The 17,677-nt window shown below is 40.7% G+C and carries 15 protein-coding genes and 2 riboswitches; of the genes, 4 read left to right on the forward strand and 11 right to left on the reverse strand.

Annotated features, from left to right (window positions below):
* Nucleotides 1–17 precede the first annotated feature (17 nt).
* A complete protein-coding gene (locus MKY93_RS17715; protein ID WP_340760578.1) occupies nucleotides 18–905 on the forward strand; it encodes a LysR family transcriptional regulator in 888 nt (295 codons plus the stop codon).
* A gap of 2 nt (nucleotides 906–907) precedes the next feature.
* Here the strand turns inward: MKY93_RS17715 and MKY93_RS17720 are convergent, their stop codons facing one another.
* From MKY93_RS17720 to MKY93_RS17740, 5 genes are all read right to left on the reverse strand, one after another.
* A complete protein-coding gene (locus tag MKY93_RS17720; protein ID WP_340760579.1) occupies nucleotides 908–1,891 on the reverse strand; it encodes a C-terminal binding protein in 984 nt (327 codons plus the stop codon).
* Between the two features lie 10 nt (nucleotides 1,892–1,901).
* Nucleotides 1,902–2,990 (reverse strand): histidinol-phosphate transaminase, encoded by a 1,089-nt coding sequence (gene hisC, locus MKY93_RS17725; RefSeq protein ID WP_340760580.1) that lies wholly within the window; start codon nucleotides 2,988–2,990, stop codon nucleotides 1,902–1,904.
* Between the two features lie 30 nt (nucleotides 2,991–3,020).
* Nucleotides 3,021–4,301: a TRAP transporter large permease gene (locus tag MKY93_RS17730; protein ID WP_221838136.1), complete on the reverse strand. Its 1,281-nt coding sequence runs from the start codon at nucleotides 4,299–4,301 to the stop codon at nucleotides 3,021–3,023.
* Nucleotides 4,298–4,804 carry a TRAP transporter small permease gene (locus MKY93_RS17735; protein ID WP_009498797.1) on the reverse strand — a complete coding sequence of 169 codons (507 nt, stop codon included), beginning with the start codon at nucleotides 4,802–4,804 and terminating at the stop codon, nucleotides 4,298–4,300. Before MKY93_RS17735 ends, MKY93_RS17730 begins: the two co-directional genes overlap by 4 nt.
* 194 nt (nucleotides 4,805–4,998) lie before the next feature.
* Nucleotides 4,999–6,015, reverse strand: coding sequence for a TRAP transporter substrate-binding protein (locus MKY93_RS17740; protein WP_009498798.1), 1,017 nt, complete (start codon nucleotides 6,013–6,015; stop codon nucleotides 4,999–5,001).
* A gap of 509 nt (nucleotides 6,016–6,524) precedes the next feature.
* A riboswitch (Lysine riboswitch) is annotated at nucleotides 6,525–6,703 on the forward strand.
* 120 nt (nucleotides 6,704–6,823) lie between these two features.
* Here MKY93_RS17740 and dapA point away from each other — a divergent pair.
* Nucleotides 6,824–7,708, forward strand: a complete 885-nt coding sequence (gene dapA, locus MKY93_RS17745) for a 4-hydroxy-tetrahydrodipicolinate synthase (RefSeq protein WP_040759873.1) — start codon at nucleotides 6,824–6,826, stop codon at nucleotides 7,706–7,708.
* 92 nt (nucleotides 7,709–7,800) lie between these two features.
* Here dapA and MKY93_RS17750 read toward each other — a convergent pair whose 3' ends face one another.
* From MKY93_RS17750 to ahpC, 4 genes are all read right to left on the reverse strand, one after another.
* Complete coding sequence (locus MKY93_RS17750; protein ID WP_009498800.1) at nucleotides 7,801–8,352, reverse strand: biotin transporter BioY; 552 nt, start codon at nucleotides 8,350–8,352, stop codon at nucleotides 7,801–7,803.
* Between the two features lie 237 nt (nucleotides 8,353–8,589).
* Entirely contained in the window at nucleotides 8,590–10,236 is a 1,647-nt protein-coding gene (locus tag MKY93_RS17755) for a catalase (protein ID WP_221838134.1), read from the reverse strand.
* A 350-nt stretch (nucleotides 10,237–10,586) separates the two neighbouring features.
* Entirely contained in the window at nucleotides 10,587–12,116 is a 1,530-nt protein-coding gene (ahpF, locus tag MKY93_RS17760; protein WP_340760947.1) for an alkyl hydroperoxide reductase subunit F, read from the reverse strand.
* 12 nt (nucleotides 12,117–12,128) lie between these two features.
* Nucleotides 12,129–12,698, reverse strand: coding sequence for an alkyl hydroperoxide reductase subunit C (gene ahpC / locus MKY93_RS17765; protein WP_221838132.1), 570 nt, complete (start codon nucleotides 12,696–12,698; stop codon nucleotides 12,129–12,131).
* Between the two features lie 467 nt (nucleotides 12,699–13,165).
* Nucleotides 13,166–13,333: riboswitch (M-box (ykoK) riboswitch) on the forward strand.
* A gap of 230 nt (nucleotides 13,334–13,563) precedes the next feature.
* Here ahpC and mgtE point away from each other — a divergent pair.
* Complete coding sequence (mgtE, locus tag MKY93_RS17770) at nucleotides 13,564–14,556, forward strand: magnesium transporter (protein ID WP_078818795.1); 993 nt, start codon at nucleotides 13,564–13,566, stop codon at nucleotides 14,554–14,556.
* A gap of 156 nt (nucleotides 14,557–14,712) precedes the next feature.
* Here the strand turns inward: mgtE and MKY93_RS17775 are convergent, their stop codons facing one another.
* On the reverse strand, nucleotides 14,713–15,852 hold the full coding sequence (locus MKY93_RS17775; protein WP_009498806.1) for a zinc-dependent alcohol dehydrogenase: 1,140 nt from the start codon (nucleotides 15,850–15,852) through the stop codon (nucleotides 14,713–14,715).
* Between the two features lie 378 nt (nucleotides 15,853–16,230).
* On the opposite strand from MKY93_RS17775, the gene MKY93_RS17780 reads away from it, so the two are divergent.
* A complete protein-coding gene (locus MKY93_RS17780; RefSeq protein WP_221838126.1) occupies nucleotides 16,231–16,791 on the forward strand; it encodes an MEDS domain-containing protein in 561 nt (186 codons plus the stop codon).
* 41 nt (nucleotides 16,792–16,832) lie between these two features.
* Here the strand turns inward: MKY93_RS17780 and MKY93_RS17785 are convergent, their stop codons facing one another.
* A complete protein-coding gene (locus MKY93_RS17785) occupies nucleotides 16,833–17,408 on the reverse strand; it encodes an exonuclease domain-containing protein (RefSeq protein ID WP_340760581.1) in 576 nt (191 codons plus the stop codon).
* Nucleotides 17,409–17,677 lie beyond the last annotated feature (269 nt).

Consider the following 17,677-nt stretch of genomic DNA (forward strand, 5'->3'; position numbering starts at 1 on the left):
TGTGAGGAGGTTGTCAGATGGATCATCGTTCATTACTATATTTCACGACTTTAATAGAAGAGGGAAGTTTTACACAAGCCGCCAAAGCACTGTATATCTCACAACCATCTTTAAGTTCTGCAATTAAAAAGATTGAAGAGCAAGTCGGAATTAAATTAATCGAACGCAACACGAGGAATATCTCTCTGACGAAAGAGGGAGAAATTGTATACGAAGAAGCGAAGAAATTGCTAAACCACTTTAATTACTTTCAAAAAGAAACAATACGATTGAAACAGGATGGACCACTTGAATTACATATTGGTCTGATTGAATCAGTACGATTTTGGCTGCCGAAAGTACTTGCCTCATACACCAAAACACATCCAGACATACACATCAGACTGTTAGAAGTACTTGGCTTTAAACAAGTAGAAACTGCGTTAAAAAATTATAAGATACATCTCGCAATTACGAACCAGCTTTTTGAAAGTGATGAGATTGAAATGATCCCTATTTATAATGAAAAACTGGTTGCTTTATTGCCCAAAGGACATGCTCTGCAGGATGCAACCAATCTTTCCATACACGATTTACAAGATGAAGAATTCATCATATGTAAGGAAGGTTTCCAGACGCGCGATGATATCTTAAATGAGTTTCGCAAGTCAGGGATAAGACCGAATATCCATTTTGAAATAGAACGATTTGAAACTGCTTGCGCCTTAGTCGAGGAAGGTCTTGGCATCACGATTGTCCCTGAAAACTATCTTAGAACGCCAGACCATCCCTCATTGACCATAAAAAAACTGACGGATACAAGTCTTTCAAGAACTGTCTATATTGCTTTTATTAAAAACCGGTATCTTCCTCCGGTTATTGAAGAATTCGTCGATATAACAAAAACATTCTTCAAAGAATCATAGATTTAGACAGCTTTCTCTTTAATAGTATTTAGTACAAACTCCGGCCTCTCCCCTTCAAGTGCCCGGATGACATTCAAACTAGTTCGAGAACGCAACTCATACTCTGATTCAACGGATACATAAGATGAATGCGGTGTCACAAAAACTTCATCCATATAAAGAAGATCAAGAGTTTTACTCGGCGGCTCTTCTGCCAGTACGTCTAACCCTGCGCCAGCAATATGGCCTTCTTTAATAACTTTGGACAATGCTTCTTCTTGGATTATTGCACCGCGGCATGTATTGATTATAATTGAACCTTCCTGCATTTGTTTCATACGATCGTAATCAAGTAAACCTTTCGTTTGTTCCGTAAGCGGGACGTGCAAACTTAAAATGTCTGACCGTTCCAGAAGCCCGTCCAGTGTAACGGATTCGACTCCAAGCTCAGCAAATGCTTCCTCCGGTACAAATTTATCATGAGCAATCACGTGAACACCGAATACTTGAAACTTCCTCGCTACCTCCTTTGCGATTCTTCCAAGACCAAGCAAACCGACTGTTCTTCCTCTTAACCGCTTGATCGGTAATGTATCAAGCGGATTCCATCCCAAGTTTCTTACTTGTTCGTTATAAGCACGAAGTCTTCTCGCTACGCCCAATGCCAATGCAATTGTGTGATCAGACACTTCATCGATACAATAATCAGCCATATTCGTTACATAGATTCCTTTTTCTGTAGCTGCATCCATGTCAATATGATTGAATCCCACCCCAGAAGCAGCAATTATTTTACAGTTTTTCAATTCCGAAATAATGTCCCTACCACAAGGAAAACCGATTTGTGCTACAATTCCATCCGCATATTTTCCAAACGACTCCAAATCTTCTTTAACCGTTTCACTTCTTGTCACTTTATATTCAATATCATGGTCACTGTAAATCCCTATCTCTACATCGTGTGAAAACCATTCGTCATCCAGTATCCATACTTTTTTCTTTGTCATATGCTTAACTTCACTCCCTATCGTATTGATTTAATATCTCCACTAGCAGTTCATTTTGCTCTTGCGTCCCAATCGACACACGCACATATTGTTCTAATCCCCATGGAGTACATGGGCGAACGATCAATCCTTTTTCTTGCAGCTTATTAAATAGTTTTTGTGCATCCGATTTTACATGAACAAATAAGAAATTTGTATAGGAAGGAAACACGGAAAATCCTAATTCTGAAAACTTTTGAGTTAAGTATTCTTTTCCTGCCTCATTCATTTCATAATGTTCTTCAGTGAATTCTTGATCATCCAATGTAGCTACTGCTGCTTCGATCGCAACTCGATTACAAGCAAATGGTTCGCGCAGACGCAGAATCGGTTCCAGAAGTTCTTCTGATGCAATGGCATACCCAATCCTCAACCCCGCCAAGCCATAAAACTTTGAAAATGTTCGAATTGTGATGATGGGGTGGCCAGCCTTAAAGTAATCGATTCCTGTCTTATATTGATCTTTTCGAATATATTCGATATATGCCTCATCCAGCACGACGGTCACATGTTCAGGAACTTCTTGGATAAACTGCAGAAGAGCTGAATCCTCTACGATTGTTCCTGTAGGATTATTCGGATTACATATAAAAATCAGCTTTGTCTTGTCAGTAATTTTTTCTCGTATAGCATCTAAATCATATGCCCACTCTTCTGTTAGTGGTACTTCCACCGGCTTTCCACCCATTAATAGGGTGGAGGAACGGTACGCCGGGAAAGTCGGACTACAGTACACGACTTCATCATCTTCATCGATATAGGCGCTGATTACTAATGAAATAATATTATCTGCTCCATTGCCAGTTATCACTTGTCCAGGCCGGATTGCATACAACTGGGCGAGCCGTTCCCGTAACTTTGTTGCAGATGCATCTGGATACAAATGAACTTCTTGGATCGCCCGCTCCATTGCTTCTTTTGCTTTCGGGGATGGGCCGAGCGGGTTTTCATTCGATGCAAGTCTATGCACATGCTCCAGTTGTAATTCTTTTTTCACCGCTTCGATTGATTTTCCCGGAATATAAGGGGCAATCCCTTTTACAGTATTTCTCCATCTCATGTGCAAATACAGCTCCTGTCTTCTGTGATGTTACTTAGCTAAATTAGGAATAAAAGTTGATAGTTGAGGAATCATAATAATAATTACGATAACAACAAGCATCGCTATAATAAACGGTACCAATGCGCGGCTGATCCGCTCAATTGAAACCTTACTAATATGTGAAGCTACAAACAAATTGACTCCAAGTGGCGGTGTAACATAGCCGACTGCCAAATTACATACCATGATGACGCCAAAATGAATCGGATCGATACCTACCGCCACAGCGACAGGCAATAGGATTGGTGTTAATATGACCACTGCCGAAATCGTATCGATAAACATCCCGACTACGAATAAAAATGCACTGACCAATAACATGGTGATGATCATATTTTCCGATATGCCGGTAATGAACTGTGCAATCGTTGCCGGAATCCGCTCGATACTTAATAAGTAAGCAAAAGAAATAGAGAAACTGATTATGATAATAACCGGAATATTTAATAGAGTTGCTTCAAGGAAAACACTGTATAATTTCTTAAAAGTCAACTCTTTGTATACAAAAAGCCCGATAAACAGTGCATACATACAAGCGACAGCCGCTGATTCAGTTGGAGAGAAAAAGCCACTATAAATTCCTCCAAGAATAATTACTGGAATCAACAGAGCCCATTTCGCATAGTTAATCGCTTTTAGAACTTCCATGAAAGTAGGGAACTTACCCTCTGTTGGAAAATTTCTTTTCTTAGCAGTCCGATATGAAACGAACATTAAAGCGAGCCCAACCAAGATTCCAGGAATAATCCCTGCTAAAAATAGGCCTCCAATGGATACTCCACCTACGATTCCAAACATAATGAACGGAATGCTCGGCGGTAAAATAACTCCGATGGAACCAGCAGTAGCTGTTACTGCTGCAGCAAACGGTTTGTCGTATCCTTTTTTATCCATAGAAGGGATCATAAATGAACCGATTGCCGCTACTGTCGCAGGTCCAGATCCTGAGATAGCGGCAAAGAACATACTTGCAAGGACTGTACCGATAGCTAATCCACCAGTTAAGTAGCCTACCAAAACATCCGCCAAGCGCAGTAAACGCTTTGAGACGCCGCCTTGACTCATTAGAACTCCCGCTAAAATGAATAATGGAATCGCCAGTAAAGAAAATGAATCGAGAGAAGTAAATGCTTGTTGAACGATGGAACCTAATGGTAGATCAGTAGCAACTATCATAGTAAATAAAGCGGATGCACCAAGAGATATAGCGATGGGGACGCCAATTAACATGAGAACAAAAAAACTGATAAATAAAACCGCTATCGTCATTGTTCTACCCCCTCTATATCTTCTTCCAATAAATCGCCTTTTATAATGTTTCTAAATTGCTGGATTAATCGAAGAACCATTAAAAATGCACCAAGAGGGATCACCGTGTATGGTATCGCCATAAGAATCCCCATAGAAGGCGCTTTTTGACCTGTTTCTACTAGCTGTAGGATAAACTGTGTTCCTTTAAAGGTGATGAATACCATGAACGAGAAAAATAAAAATGTAGCCAAAAGATCTAATAGTTTTTTCCATTTCTCGTTAAGTAAATCTCTAAAAACAGTTACTCGGATATGGCCGCCTGTTTTGATGGCTAAACTTGCACCAATCCAAACTTGGGCAACGTGGATATACCTTGCAAACTCTTCGCCCCAAATCAGACCACTTCCTAGGAAATAACGGAATAGAGCCTGACTAAAAATCATAAGTAAAATAGCAACCATTGTAAGTATTAAAAATATCTCTTCGAATTTCTTTATGAAATGTAGAAATTTCTTCACCATTTACCCTCTCCACTCATTCGATATATAGCATGACTTTCTTGCTCTTAGATGCATTTATATAGAGTGTTTACTACTATACACTTGACGCATTATTGCGTTCTTACTATTACGACAACCGAAATGTTTTAGTTTAAAATTTCTCCCGATTATCGATATAGAATTGACAATCGGGATGAATTTGCATAATTTATATATTAGTTTCTTACTAATTCCATGATGTCGTGGCCAAGTTCCTTTTCATACTTGTCATAAACAGGCTTTAACTTTTCAATAATCGCCTTTTTTGTCTCTTCAGGTAAAACATTTACTTTAAGCTCTTTTTCTAAAAGTTCCATTGCTTTTTCATCATACTCTACGGATACTTCTCTCTCATGCTTTGTAAATGCATCTCCTGCTTCATCGACAACAGACTGAAGATCTTCAGGCAATGAATCGTAAAAAGCTTTATTCATAACAAGTGATTCCGCTGTAAATGAATGATTCATCACTGTCATATATTCCTGAACTTCATAAATTTTCGAGCTATCGATCAATTGGGCCGTCGTTTGCATGCCGTCAAAAATATTTTGCTGGAGTGCAGAATATAATTCACCGAATGCATACGGTTGTGGATTAGCTCCCAACTCTTTCAAGCTATCCAAGTGAATGTTATTTTCCATCGTACGAAGTTTCATTCCTTTAAAATCTTCAATCTTCTCAATAGGTTTTATGTTGTTAGTCATCTGAGTCATACCTGCACTGCCCCAACCTATACCTTTCAGCTGATTCTCCTCCAGCTTTTCTTTTAGGAGATCGCCTAACTCACCATCCAATTTACTATTCGCATCTTCTACATCATCGAATACGAATAAGAAATCAAGAGCCATAAATTCTTTTACGAAGTTTGTAAGAGGTGCAGTGGCTGGACTCGCTGCTTGAATATTACCAGCCTGCACAGCTTCGATGGCTTCTCTTTCAGATGCGTAAAGCTCTCCGTTAGAAAACACTTCAACTTGCAATCTTCCGTCAGATTTTTCTTCTGCTACTTTTTTAAACTCCATCAGCCCTTTATGAAGTGCAGAATCTTCTTCAACTGAGTTAGAAATAGTCATCTTGTACTTTTTATCTGAGGACCCACTTTCAGCACCCTCGGCTGTGTCGCCAGAATCTCCGCAACCAGCAATAATAAGAGCGAATGCCATTATTGCAAACATCAAGATTTTCTTCATCATGTAATTACCCCCTAATAGTTTTTAAAACTACTAAACTTTTTAAAAAATAAAACGAAAAATTAATACGAGATGTCGATTCAGACAATTTAACCGCTTACATTTTTGGCCTCAAGATAATGAAGTTCAACCTTAGTCCCTTAACCCCCTATTTATTTTTATGCACTAAAAAACTTTTATTACCACATCATCATCTTATTGTAAGTATATTTTAATAGTCTAAACATTACAAATAACTTTTGTATATAAGGTTATAGCATTTAACTATGCGTTATCTAACTTTTTAGATTATATATGGAAAGCTATACCATCACTACCAACTTAAGCATCGTTGATTTTTGATAAAAAGTTGTTCACGAAAATAAATCTTTAGCATTTATAAAGACAAAAAAGAACATCAAAAATCTCTATAAGATTCAGCATTTATAGTTTCAATAAGTTTAAGTTGCAATTGCATTAGATAACAGGTAGAGTGGTAGTAATTAAACATTCACTTATTTCGAAACCTTCGAAGTAAGGATAGAGGCGCAAAAACCATCAGTACACAATTCGAGGATGATGAGATCCTATGAAGATTGTGGAAAGGGGAATTTGCCGAAGCGGAAGAGATTCTCATTGTCTCGAAGCTGGTTCTGGGCTGAACAAGTGCAGAATTGTCATATAGGCGACTATATGGAGGGCTATCTTGCAAAGAAATAATTCATTATTTCAAAGCAGTAACGAGCCCCTCGTTGCTGCTTTTTGCGTTCAATGACTTACCCGCCCTCCACCCTCTATGTTTTTTAATAAAAAGATAGGATGTGGAGAAAAGATGAATTTTGGACAAATTGTAACTGCTATGGTAACTCCGTTTGATGGACGAGGAGAAATTGACTTTGCCGCTACCAAAAACTTGATCAATCATTTACTTGCCAATGGATCGGATGGTCTGGTCGTTTCAGGTACAACGGGAGAATCGCCTACGTTGACGAACGAAGAAAAAGTGGAGCTATTCAAGTTCACCGTGGAAGTGACCGGTGGAAGAGCACCAGTCATTGCTGGAACAGGTACAAACAACACGAGAGAATCAATTGAACTGACAAGACAAGCGGAGGACGCCGGAGTCGATGCGATCATGCTCGTTGCGCCTTATTACAATAAGCCTTGTCAAGAAGGCATGTATCAGCACTTCAAGACAATTGCAGAAGCTACTTCACTGCCAGTTATGCTGTACAATATTCCTGGACGCAGTGCTGTCAACATGAGTGCAGAGACGATCATCAGACTAGCCGAAATTCCGAACATCGTTGCTGTCAAAGAAGCGAGCGGAAATTTAGATACGATGGCTGAGATCATTGACCATACGCCTAAGGACTTCTCCTTATATAGCGGTGATGATGGACTAACACTTCCCGTACTAGCAATCGGCGGAACAGGAGTCGTTTCCGTGTCTGCACACGTGATCGGCAATGAAATGCAAACGATGATCAACCATTTCAAAAATGGCAACGTCCAGGAAGCAGCCAACGAACACCGCTGTCTTCTGCCAATCATGAAAGAACTCTTTGCCGCACCGAACCCATCATCTGTTAAAGCGGCATTAAACTTAAAAGGGGTACCTGTCGGGGGCGTACGTTTGCCTATACTCCCTTTACCTGACTCACAGCTAAAATCTTTAAAGCAAGTTTTAGCTATCCATGAGGAAATAACTTTCTAAAAGTAAATTCTGCAATTATGCTGAAACCCAATAAAAGGTACCAAGTTCGCAATGTATCCAGATCCTTCTGCGAACTTGGTACCTTATTCACTTTAAGCAAGCAATAACCGATTAGCCATTAATCGACCACGTATCAATATCCCTGCCCATGCAGCAAGAAACGCTTTGATGAACCCGCCAATTAAGAACGGTACAAATCCTGCCATAAATGCAGCAGTCCAAGAAAGTTCAGCTATAAATTTCAGCCAAACTGTTCCGAAGAACAACGTGATGAACATTCCAATAACATTTGCAATCATGGCCTGTCCAAAAGAAAAACTAGTGCGTTCCATATAATACCCCATAATGAATGTAGCCGGAATAAAGCCAACGAGGAATCCACCTGTCGGACCAAAAACGACACCTAATCCTGCAGACATCCCTGAAAACACAGGAATTCCTACCGCACCCATCGCTAAATAAACAAGCACTGAAATAGTTCCATAACGAGAACCTAAAATCGTTGCAGCCAAACCAATTGCCAATGTTTGCCCGGTAATCGGAACCAACGGCAGCGGAATGGTCAGCTGTGCCATTACCCCAATAATTGCCGCAAATAATGCAGTGACAATCATCATTTGAAGTTTAGATCTTGAATCTGTCATTCCCAGTATCCCCCTACTTTAGTCAACTAATAAAACCACTCGGTTGACAATTATTTTATATTACATAAATTTGTATGTCAATTGTTTTTCATTAATAAAATACCGGTTGTAAGGCTATTCTTTTTTGTTTTAAGATTTGCGGCAATGCCTACAAACATTGACATTTGAATTTTCCTGAATTTAAAAATCCCTTATCTCTCAGTGGAAGAGAGATAAGGGCGATACTGGTTTGGCAGCTTAATAAGGGTCTGCCTCATGTCCTTTTTCTACTGCGTCTTCAACAGCCTCTTTTGCTTCAGGCGTGCCTTGTCCAAATTTCGACTGTCCGGATTCACGTCCTGGAATGGTTTGCTCTGCCGACATTTCCTTCAGTTCCTTCATTTTCTGGTCAATGCCTTCTTTTACAAGACGGCCATAGTTCTCGTCTGCCTTCGTAAAATGCTCCACCATTGCGTCTTGAATGCTTGGATCACAAACAGCGAGTGCGTCCGATAGGTTTTTAATTAATTCTTCTCGTTCCCACTCTTCAAAGCTGCGAAACGTTTCGCCTGCCTGGCCATAATTATTCGGGCGGTCAATCGGTGCGCTCATTGCAGCTGCGTTATATGTTGGTCGATGCGGAGGTCGTTCTGCACCATTTTCCTTAAATCCGCCAAGCATAGATGGTTCGTAATTGATATGTGGATTTTCACCTGATTCACGCGGGTCGCGGTGATCCATTTGACCGCGTTGCTGATTAGTTCGGACTGCTGTTTTAGGCGCGTTCACAGGTAGCTGCAAGTAGTTGGTTCCTACCCGGTAACGCTGTGTATCGGAGTAGGAAAACGTACGGCCTTGCAGCATCTTGTCATCCGAAAAATCCATGCCATCTACTAATACTCCTGTTCCAAATGCAGCTTGTTCAATATCCGTATGGAAATCTTCCGGATTACGATCGAGTACCATACGCCCAACTGGCAGCCATGGAAATTTATCTTCAGGCCAAAGTTTTGTATCATCGAGCGGATCGAAGTCAAGTTCAGGATGATAGCCATCCTCCATAATCTGTACAAACATTTCCCATTCAGGAAAGTCTCCGCGCTCGATTGCTTCATGCAAATCCTGTGTCGCATGTCCAACATTTTTTGCTTGAATGGCATTCGCATCTTCCTGTGTCAAGTTGCGGATTCCCTGTTTCGGTTCCCAGTGATATTTCACTAGAACAGCTTCTCCTTTATCATTGACCCACTTATACGTATTGACTCCGGAGCCTTGCATGTGACGATATGTTGCTGGAATACCCCACGGAGAGAACAAGAAGGTAATCATATGAATCGATTCCGGCGAGCGTGAAACGAAGTCAAACATTCGTTGCGGGTGAGGCACATTGGAAACAGGATCCGCTTTAAATGCATGGATCATATCTGGGAATTTCATCGCATCGCGGACGAAGAAAATCTTCAAATTATTGCCAACCAAGTCCCAGTTACCGTCTTCGGTATACATCTTTACCGCAAAGCCTCGTGGATCCCGAGCAGTTTCAGGGGAATCCTTTGCGCCAGCGACCGTCGAAAAGCGCGCGAGAACCGGGGTCCGTTTACCAGATCCCGAAAATACTTTGGCACGTGTATACTTCTCTACCGGTTCATCTCCGGCTTTTCCGTATGTCTCAAAATAACCGAACGCGCCACTGCCCCGAGCATGTACGACACGTTCAGGTATTTCTTCACGATCAAAGTGAGAGATCTTCTCGATGTAGTGGTAATTCTCCAATGTAGCTGGACCACGGTCTCCAATCGTACGTATATTTTGATTATCTACAACTGGATGCCCTTGCCGCGTCGTAAGGGTTTCGCGCTTCACCTCTTGCCCATTCTGCTTCTCATTGTCTTTACCTTTTCCCAACAGAATACCTCCTCTGTAAATGTTGTAAATCAAGCGCACAAAAGCAATATACCGTTAGTAACCAGTATTAGTACTATGTTACCCTATCTGCAAAGATTACAAACACTGAGAAAGCATTTTCAGGATACCTATTTACCGTGGATTATCTTGACAACTATCCCTCCTGCATACAAGTCTATAATTCTCTCACTTGCATTTTTCACTCTTATATGGACTTTTTTAGTGTGTCTACTCTCTTTTGGTTTTGACAGTGGGTTCACTGATAAAAAACAAACCAAAAAGGAACAGGTCAATTTCGACCTGTTCCTCTTTGTATCGTTTCAAACCATACGATGGTTCATACCCATTCATTAATTCCGGACTAGATAGTCGAATGCACTTAAAGATGCAGTCGCTCCTGATCCCATTGAAATAATGATTTGTTTATACGCACTATCTGTACAGTCTCCTGCAGCAAATACTCCAGGTACATTTGTCGCTCCGCGCTTATCAACAAGGATTTCGCCGAATTTATTGCGTTCGACTGCATCACCTAGCCAATCTGTATTCGGCACAAGACCGATTTGAACAAATACGCCAGCTAGTTCGATATGCTTTTCCTCACCTGAGTCTCGTTCGATGTACGTGATACCATTCACGCTGTCCGTGCCTGTAATTTCTTTCGTTTGAACGTTCTTGTGAACCGTTACATTCGGAAGACTATACAGACGCTCTTGCAGAACAGAATCAGCTTTCAACTCAGACGCGAATTCAAGAACGGTTACTTTGTTCACAATTCCTGCTAGGTCAATTGCGGCTTCGATACCGGAGTTTCCTCCGCCGATGACAGCAACGTCTTTGCCTTCAAACAAAGGACCATCACAGTGTGGACAGTATGCGACTCCTTTATTTCTGAATTCAGCTTCACCAGGGACGCCGACATTACGCCAACGAGCTCCAGTTGAAAGAATAACGGATTTACTTTTTAGAACGGCACCGTTTTCTAGCTCAATTTCAATGAGGTCTTTCTTTTCCAAACGTTTCGCAGTCTGTAAGTTCATCACATCAATATTATAGTCTTTGACGTGCTCTTCAAGACTTGCGGCAAGCTTAGGGCCTTCCGTGCGATTCACACTAATGAAGTTTTCGATCGCAGCCGTGTCAAGGATCTGACCACCGAAACGATCGGCAACAATACCCGTACGGATACCTTTACGTGCCGCATAAATTGCAGCACTTGCACCAGCAGGTCCACCGCCAACAACGAGTACATCAAATGGATCTTTGTCAGCGAATTCTGATGCATCTGGTCCGCTTCCCATCTCGGCTAGAATTTCTTCTAGTGATTTACGACCGCTCGAGAATGGTTCTCCGTTCAAGTATACCGTTGGGACAGCCAGAATGTTTTTACTTTCTACTTCCTCTTTAAACACTGCGCCATCAATCATCGTATGAGTAATATTCGGGTTTAACACACTCATAACGTTAAGTGCTTGTACAACTTCTGGACAGTTTTGACAGCTCAAACTGATATATGATTCAAAGTGAAACTCACCCTCGATGTTTTTCACTTGTTCGATTACTTTCTCGTCTACTTTCGGAGCTCTGCCGCTCACTTGCAATAGAGCAAGAACTAATGAAGTGAATTCGTGTCCCAGTGGGATACCGGCAAACGTAATGCCCGTATCTTCACCGATCCGATTGACGCTAAAGCTTGGTGTTCTTTCCAAATCCACCATTTCTACTTTAATGCGGGAGGACATAGTGGCTAATTCATCCACTAATGACGCCATTTCACGCGAAACCTTGTCTTCTCCCACACTAACTTTTAGCAGCACATCTCCCTCCATCATTTCAAGATATTGGGCTAATTGTGCTTTAATATCTGCATCAAGCATTATTAAATCTACTCCTTAAATTTTACCTACAAGGTCTAGGCTAGGCTTAAGTGTTTCTTCGCCTTCTTTCCATTTAGCCGGGCAAACTTCACCTGGATTGTTGCGAACATATTGTGCTGCTTTGATTTTATTAACAAGAATGCTTGCATCCCGACCGATTCCGTCTGCATTGATCTCAGCTGCTTGGACTATGCCATCTGGATCAATAATGAATGTACCGCGTTGTGCTAGACCTGCTGCTTCATCCAACACATCAAAGTTGCGTGAAATTGTTTGAGAAGGATCACCGATCATAATATATTCAAGTTTGCTAATCGCATCTGAGTGATCATGCCATGCTTTATGTGTGAAATGCGTATCTGTTGAAACAGAATATACTTCAGCACCAAGTTCTTTAAGTGTCGCATATTGATCTTGAAGATCTCCTAATTCAGTTGGGCAAACGAATGTAAAGTCTGCTGGGTAAAAGCAAACGACACTCCACTGACCCTTAAGATTTTGTTCAGAGACCTCGATGAACTCGCCAGTACCACTATTGTACGCTGATGCATTGAATGAAAGTATTTCTTTTCCAATTAAAGACATGAAAAATTCCTCCTATGTGTTGTGTTTTTTTGCATAGTTAGTTTAGGACATTTCATCGCGCCCTAAACTACAGTAATAATTAAATTCCAACTATCACTGCTTAACTATAATAATTCTAATTACATACTCATTATTATATAAACTCTATTCATTGTCAATAATAATACTCTCGGCAATTCGGAAAACTGTGTTAATACGCCAATAATGAGACACAAAATTACATCGGACTACAAAATAATATGTTATTTACGATCTCTAAACTGAAAGGAATGTATTTATTTCAACCTTCGATTTCTCAATTAACGTGCTGAATTATTGTTCGGAGAATATTCCCTACCCCTAATGAAAGATCTATATTAATTTTTTAATTAGACAGTATCCTAGTACCATATTGAGTAAAAGTCCGCCTTGGTTTGACAAAGCATTGAATGGCCTGTATAGTGGGTTTTCAATTGATAATTGAAGTTAGGATTCCTCGTTAGGTGAGGCTCCTATATGGAGATACGCTACTGCCCAGAAATGTCGAAAGACACCAATGGGTCAACAGGAACTATCGACCTAAGGTAGTTTTTAATGTAGCTGGATGATATCATCCTATGCCATATAGTGCTAAAGCTCTACGAAGGGGGTTTATTTGATGATATTGTTTTTCTATTGAACACCCTTCTTTCGTAGAGGGGTGTTTTTTCATTTTTCGAGGAATCAACAGCTAGACGCTATTCATGAAAGGAGGTGATGGGGATGTGTAGTCCGACGAGCTCAGAACCCCCCAGTTGGTTAAGATCCAAAGAATTGAAAATTAAAGAGAATACGTCCACTCCCCCTCATCTCGTGCGGAAGTGGACGGACTAAGGAGGCCCACATCATGAACAACATGACGAATGGCGTTTTCAAACACGAAACGACCGGCACACTTATGAAAGAAGGGTTTATCGCCCTTCAAGATACGTATACAGCTGAGAATGCTATTTCCCATCTTCGGAAAAACGTACAAGGAAGAACAAATATCCACTACTTGTATATCCTTAATTCGGACAGTCAACTGATAGGTGTATTATCCATCCGCGAACTACTTGGCGCTTCAGATGATGAATGGATAACAAACATTATGGAGACAGATATCATTTCGTTTCCAACCGATTTAGACCAAGAGGAGGCGGCAAAAGTTTTCCGTGATAAAGACCTCGTATCGATTCCTGTCGTCAATCGTGCAAACCAACTAATCGGTGTTATCCACGTTGAAGAGATTTTAGATGTAATTCAGCAGGAAGCTGATGAAGATATCCGCAAGCTTTCTGCTTCCGGGAAAGAAATCGATTTTCGGACGAATCCTTTCGTTGCTGCTTGGAGAAGATTGCCCTGGCTTGTTTTATTACTATTCATCGGTCTTATATCAGGTGGTATTATTGAAAGGTTTGAAGCTACATTAGAGGCGGTTGTTGCACTGGCATTTTTCATGCCGATGATTGCCGGGATGACCGGAAATACAGGAACACAATCACTCGCTGTTGTTGTCCGCGGTCTTGTTTCAGAGGATATTACGTTTAATAAGTCGATGAAGCTTTTATTTCGAGAATTGATTGTTGGGATTATTATAGGCATTACATGTGCGATTGTTATCGCAATCATTGCCTTTGTATGGCGGGGGAGTTTGACGCTTGGTCTTGTCGTCGGCTCATCACTTCTTGCCACACTTATAATCGGGACACTTGCAGGAACGGTTATCCCGCTCCTTCTTTACAAATTCAAAGTCGATCCTGCCGTAGCATCAGGTCCGCTTATCACAACCATTAATGATATTTTGTCGCTTCTCATCTACTTTGGCATCGCGACCATATTCATTTCGAAACTAATGTGAAAAAAACTTAGTGAGAGGCACCAGATCCATTAAAGGTTCTAAATTGTTTAGGGATCTGTTGCCTCTCACTGATGTCTAAAAAATCATTCTGCTTATCTGTAAATCAATCGTTCGTTTACACACTCATGAAGGGTTTTCATTAAGCCACTCAAAATATTACGGTTTTAATATCACTTTTATACAATTATCTTCGTGATCGTGAAACTTTTGGTAGGCATCCGCCGCATCGTCAAGTGGTACAACATGAGTTATGATGTCCGTCGGATCGAATTTACCTGAAGTAATTTGCTCAAAAAGCAACGGCATTGTATGAACGACTGGAGCTTGACCCATTTTCAATGTTACGTTTCGTTCCCAAATCTTACCGAGCGGAAAAGCATTATACAGAGATCCATACACACCTGTCAGCTGAATGGTTCCAAACTTACGGACAGATTCCAGTCCGATTTCGATCGCACTCGTCGTACCGCCTTGCAGTTTCATCTTTTGTCCGACCTTCTCGAGAACATTTTTCTTGCCATCCATACCGACACAATCGATAACGATATCAGCTCCACCATGTGTCAATTCCTTCATATGATTGCCGATTTCATCCATCTCATCAAAGTTAAACGCTTCCACTTTATTTGTTCGAACGGCGTGCTCGAGTCGGTAGGGCTCATGATCGATCGCAATGACCCGCTCTGCGCCTTTTTGCCACGCAAACTTTTGAGTAAGAAGTCCAACCGGTCCGCAACCAAGAACAATGACGGTGTCTCCTTTTTTCACTCCGGCATGCTCTACACTCCAATACGCAGTTGGCATGATGTCAGATAAGAATAAGAGTGATTCATCCGGCAACTCGCAGCTCTCAGGAACAACGAAAGGAATAAAGTTTCCGTACGGTACACGCAAATACTCCGCCTGCCCGCCCGGATAATTTCCATAACGCTCTGTGAATCCTAGAAAACCACCTGTGTCCACGTGAGGATTCGGATTGGAATTGTCACATTGACTCTCCATGTCATGTTGGCAAAAGAAACACTCCCCACAGGACAAGTTGAAAGGAATAATAACACGATCCCCTTTCTTCACCTTCACCACGCCTGGACCAATTTCTTCGACGATTCCCATAGGTTCGTGCCCTATGACGTAATCTTTATGTGTTGGCATTGCACCTAGGTAGATGTGCAAATCCGATCCACAAATTGCTGTAGAAGTAATCCGAACGATAATATCATCCGGCTTTTCAATTTTAGGAGCCTCCACTTTTTTCACTTGAATATCTTTCGCTCCTTGAAATGTCACTGCCTTCATACTGTCTCGCCTCCATTCAATTTAAGCTTCCCTTTCATTAAAGATCTATACGTACCAAGCACCTGCATACTTTCCCGCGTCTGAATTCAACTCAGGTGGTTTGAATGCCAGCCTGAATAGCGGTTTGACGTGCCCTAGTAAGAGGTATACCCACATTTAGGTTAAGAAAATCAATTTTATTCTACCGCTTCTTTAGGAAAAAGGTTTTCATAGCTATTGAATAACTTTCAAACAAGCGGTGAGTACCTATAGATGATCGTAGGCTATTCTGAGTGTTTTCAGATTTTTATATGGCCTAATAGGAGTCAAACCCCCTATAGTGCCATTTGTAAGTTTTACGTATAATGGAACTATTGATAATAAAGAGGGGGTAGTGGCTTGAAAATTTCTTTAGAACAGTTAATTTCAGAAAAAAGAGATTTACATATTTTGTACTTATACATGGATGACGAAGAATATAAACGCCAAATTCTCACTTTCATTGAAGAAGGTATTGCAGCCGGCGAACAGGTTATTGTAATAGAAAATGACAAATTTACCGTCGAGCTGCTCAAGGTGCTGAATAGTCACCTTTCAAGTATAGAACTGGGTGCCGTCCACTTCGTCAATAGCTTGTACTTCTACAGTTCTACCGGCAGTTATAACCCTTCAGCTATTTTTAAATACTATCAGGAAACTATTCAGCCCTATGTTGACAAAGATATACTATTCAGATCATGGGCCCACGTTGAATGGCCTAGCGCAAATGAGCCTCACCACCTGGTCAGAGATTGCGAGATGGCAGGTGACAGCCTGATCAAAGAGCATGCGTTTCCCCAAGTGTGCGCATATGCGAAGAATAGAACTCCAGCCAATCTTACCAAGTTATTGCTAGAAACCCATTCCTATATATTGAGGGAAGATGAACTATCCCTCTGTCAACGAAAATCTCCCATGTAACTTTTTCACATGGGAGATTTCAGGAGGCTATTTTGATCTATTTAATTTTGCAATTTCATAGGTTTTTTCAACGGATTTTTATTCATTAAGTAGGAAATATACGTAGCATCCTCAGCTAAAGTTGGATGAGAGAAATTCAGTAATTTGGCTAAATTTTTGGCATCGTCAAGTGCCCTATGCGCATGATCCACTTCAATTTGATGCACTTTCAATAGTTGTTGCAATTTGCCATTTTCAAAACCATAATCTTTCCATCTAATTTGCCTGACAGAACAATACCAATTCATATCCAAAGTTTCAGGCAATAATTTGCTGACAAAACCTCTATCAAAAGTAGCGTTGTGCGCTACAATGCCATCTGCTTTTCGCAACATAGAAAGAATTTTATCCATATCAAGCACTCTTCCACGTACCATTCGATCCGTAATTCCTGTGATATTTGTGATGATTGAAGGAATAGAAAAGAACGGTTCTTGAAATTCACAGTACTCTTCCGTTACCCTGCTGATCCGATTGTTTTCAAATTCACCTAACATAACCCCTAATTCAATCACTTCACTATTATCCGAACTCATACCTGTTGTCTCCACATCGATGAACGCTATATGTTTACTCATAGGAAAACTCCTTTTAGACTATGTTGTTCTATTTGCTCATTTTCGTTAACTTGAAGTTATCCGCCAACGAAATCCTATCTACTATTATATCAGCGAGAACACAGGCAGAGAAAGTGTGATGCTTTTATGTAAAGCAATGGTGACAAAGATTTGTATCACTTGCACCTTACAGTTTTAAAAAAGTAATCACCCGCTGTAATAGCAGAATGATTACTTTAAGTACCTTTTTAACTGGTCAACTGCTTACGCATGTCAGTTGACCAGTTGTT

The organism is Sporosarcina sp. FSL W7-1283 (genome assembly GCF_038003105.1).
GTDB classification, from domain to species: Bacteria; Bacillota; Bacilli; order Bacillales_A; family Planococcaceae; genus Sporosarcina; species Sporosarcina newyorkensis.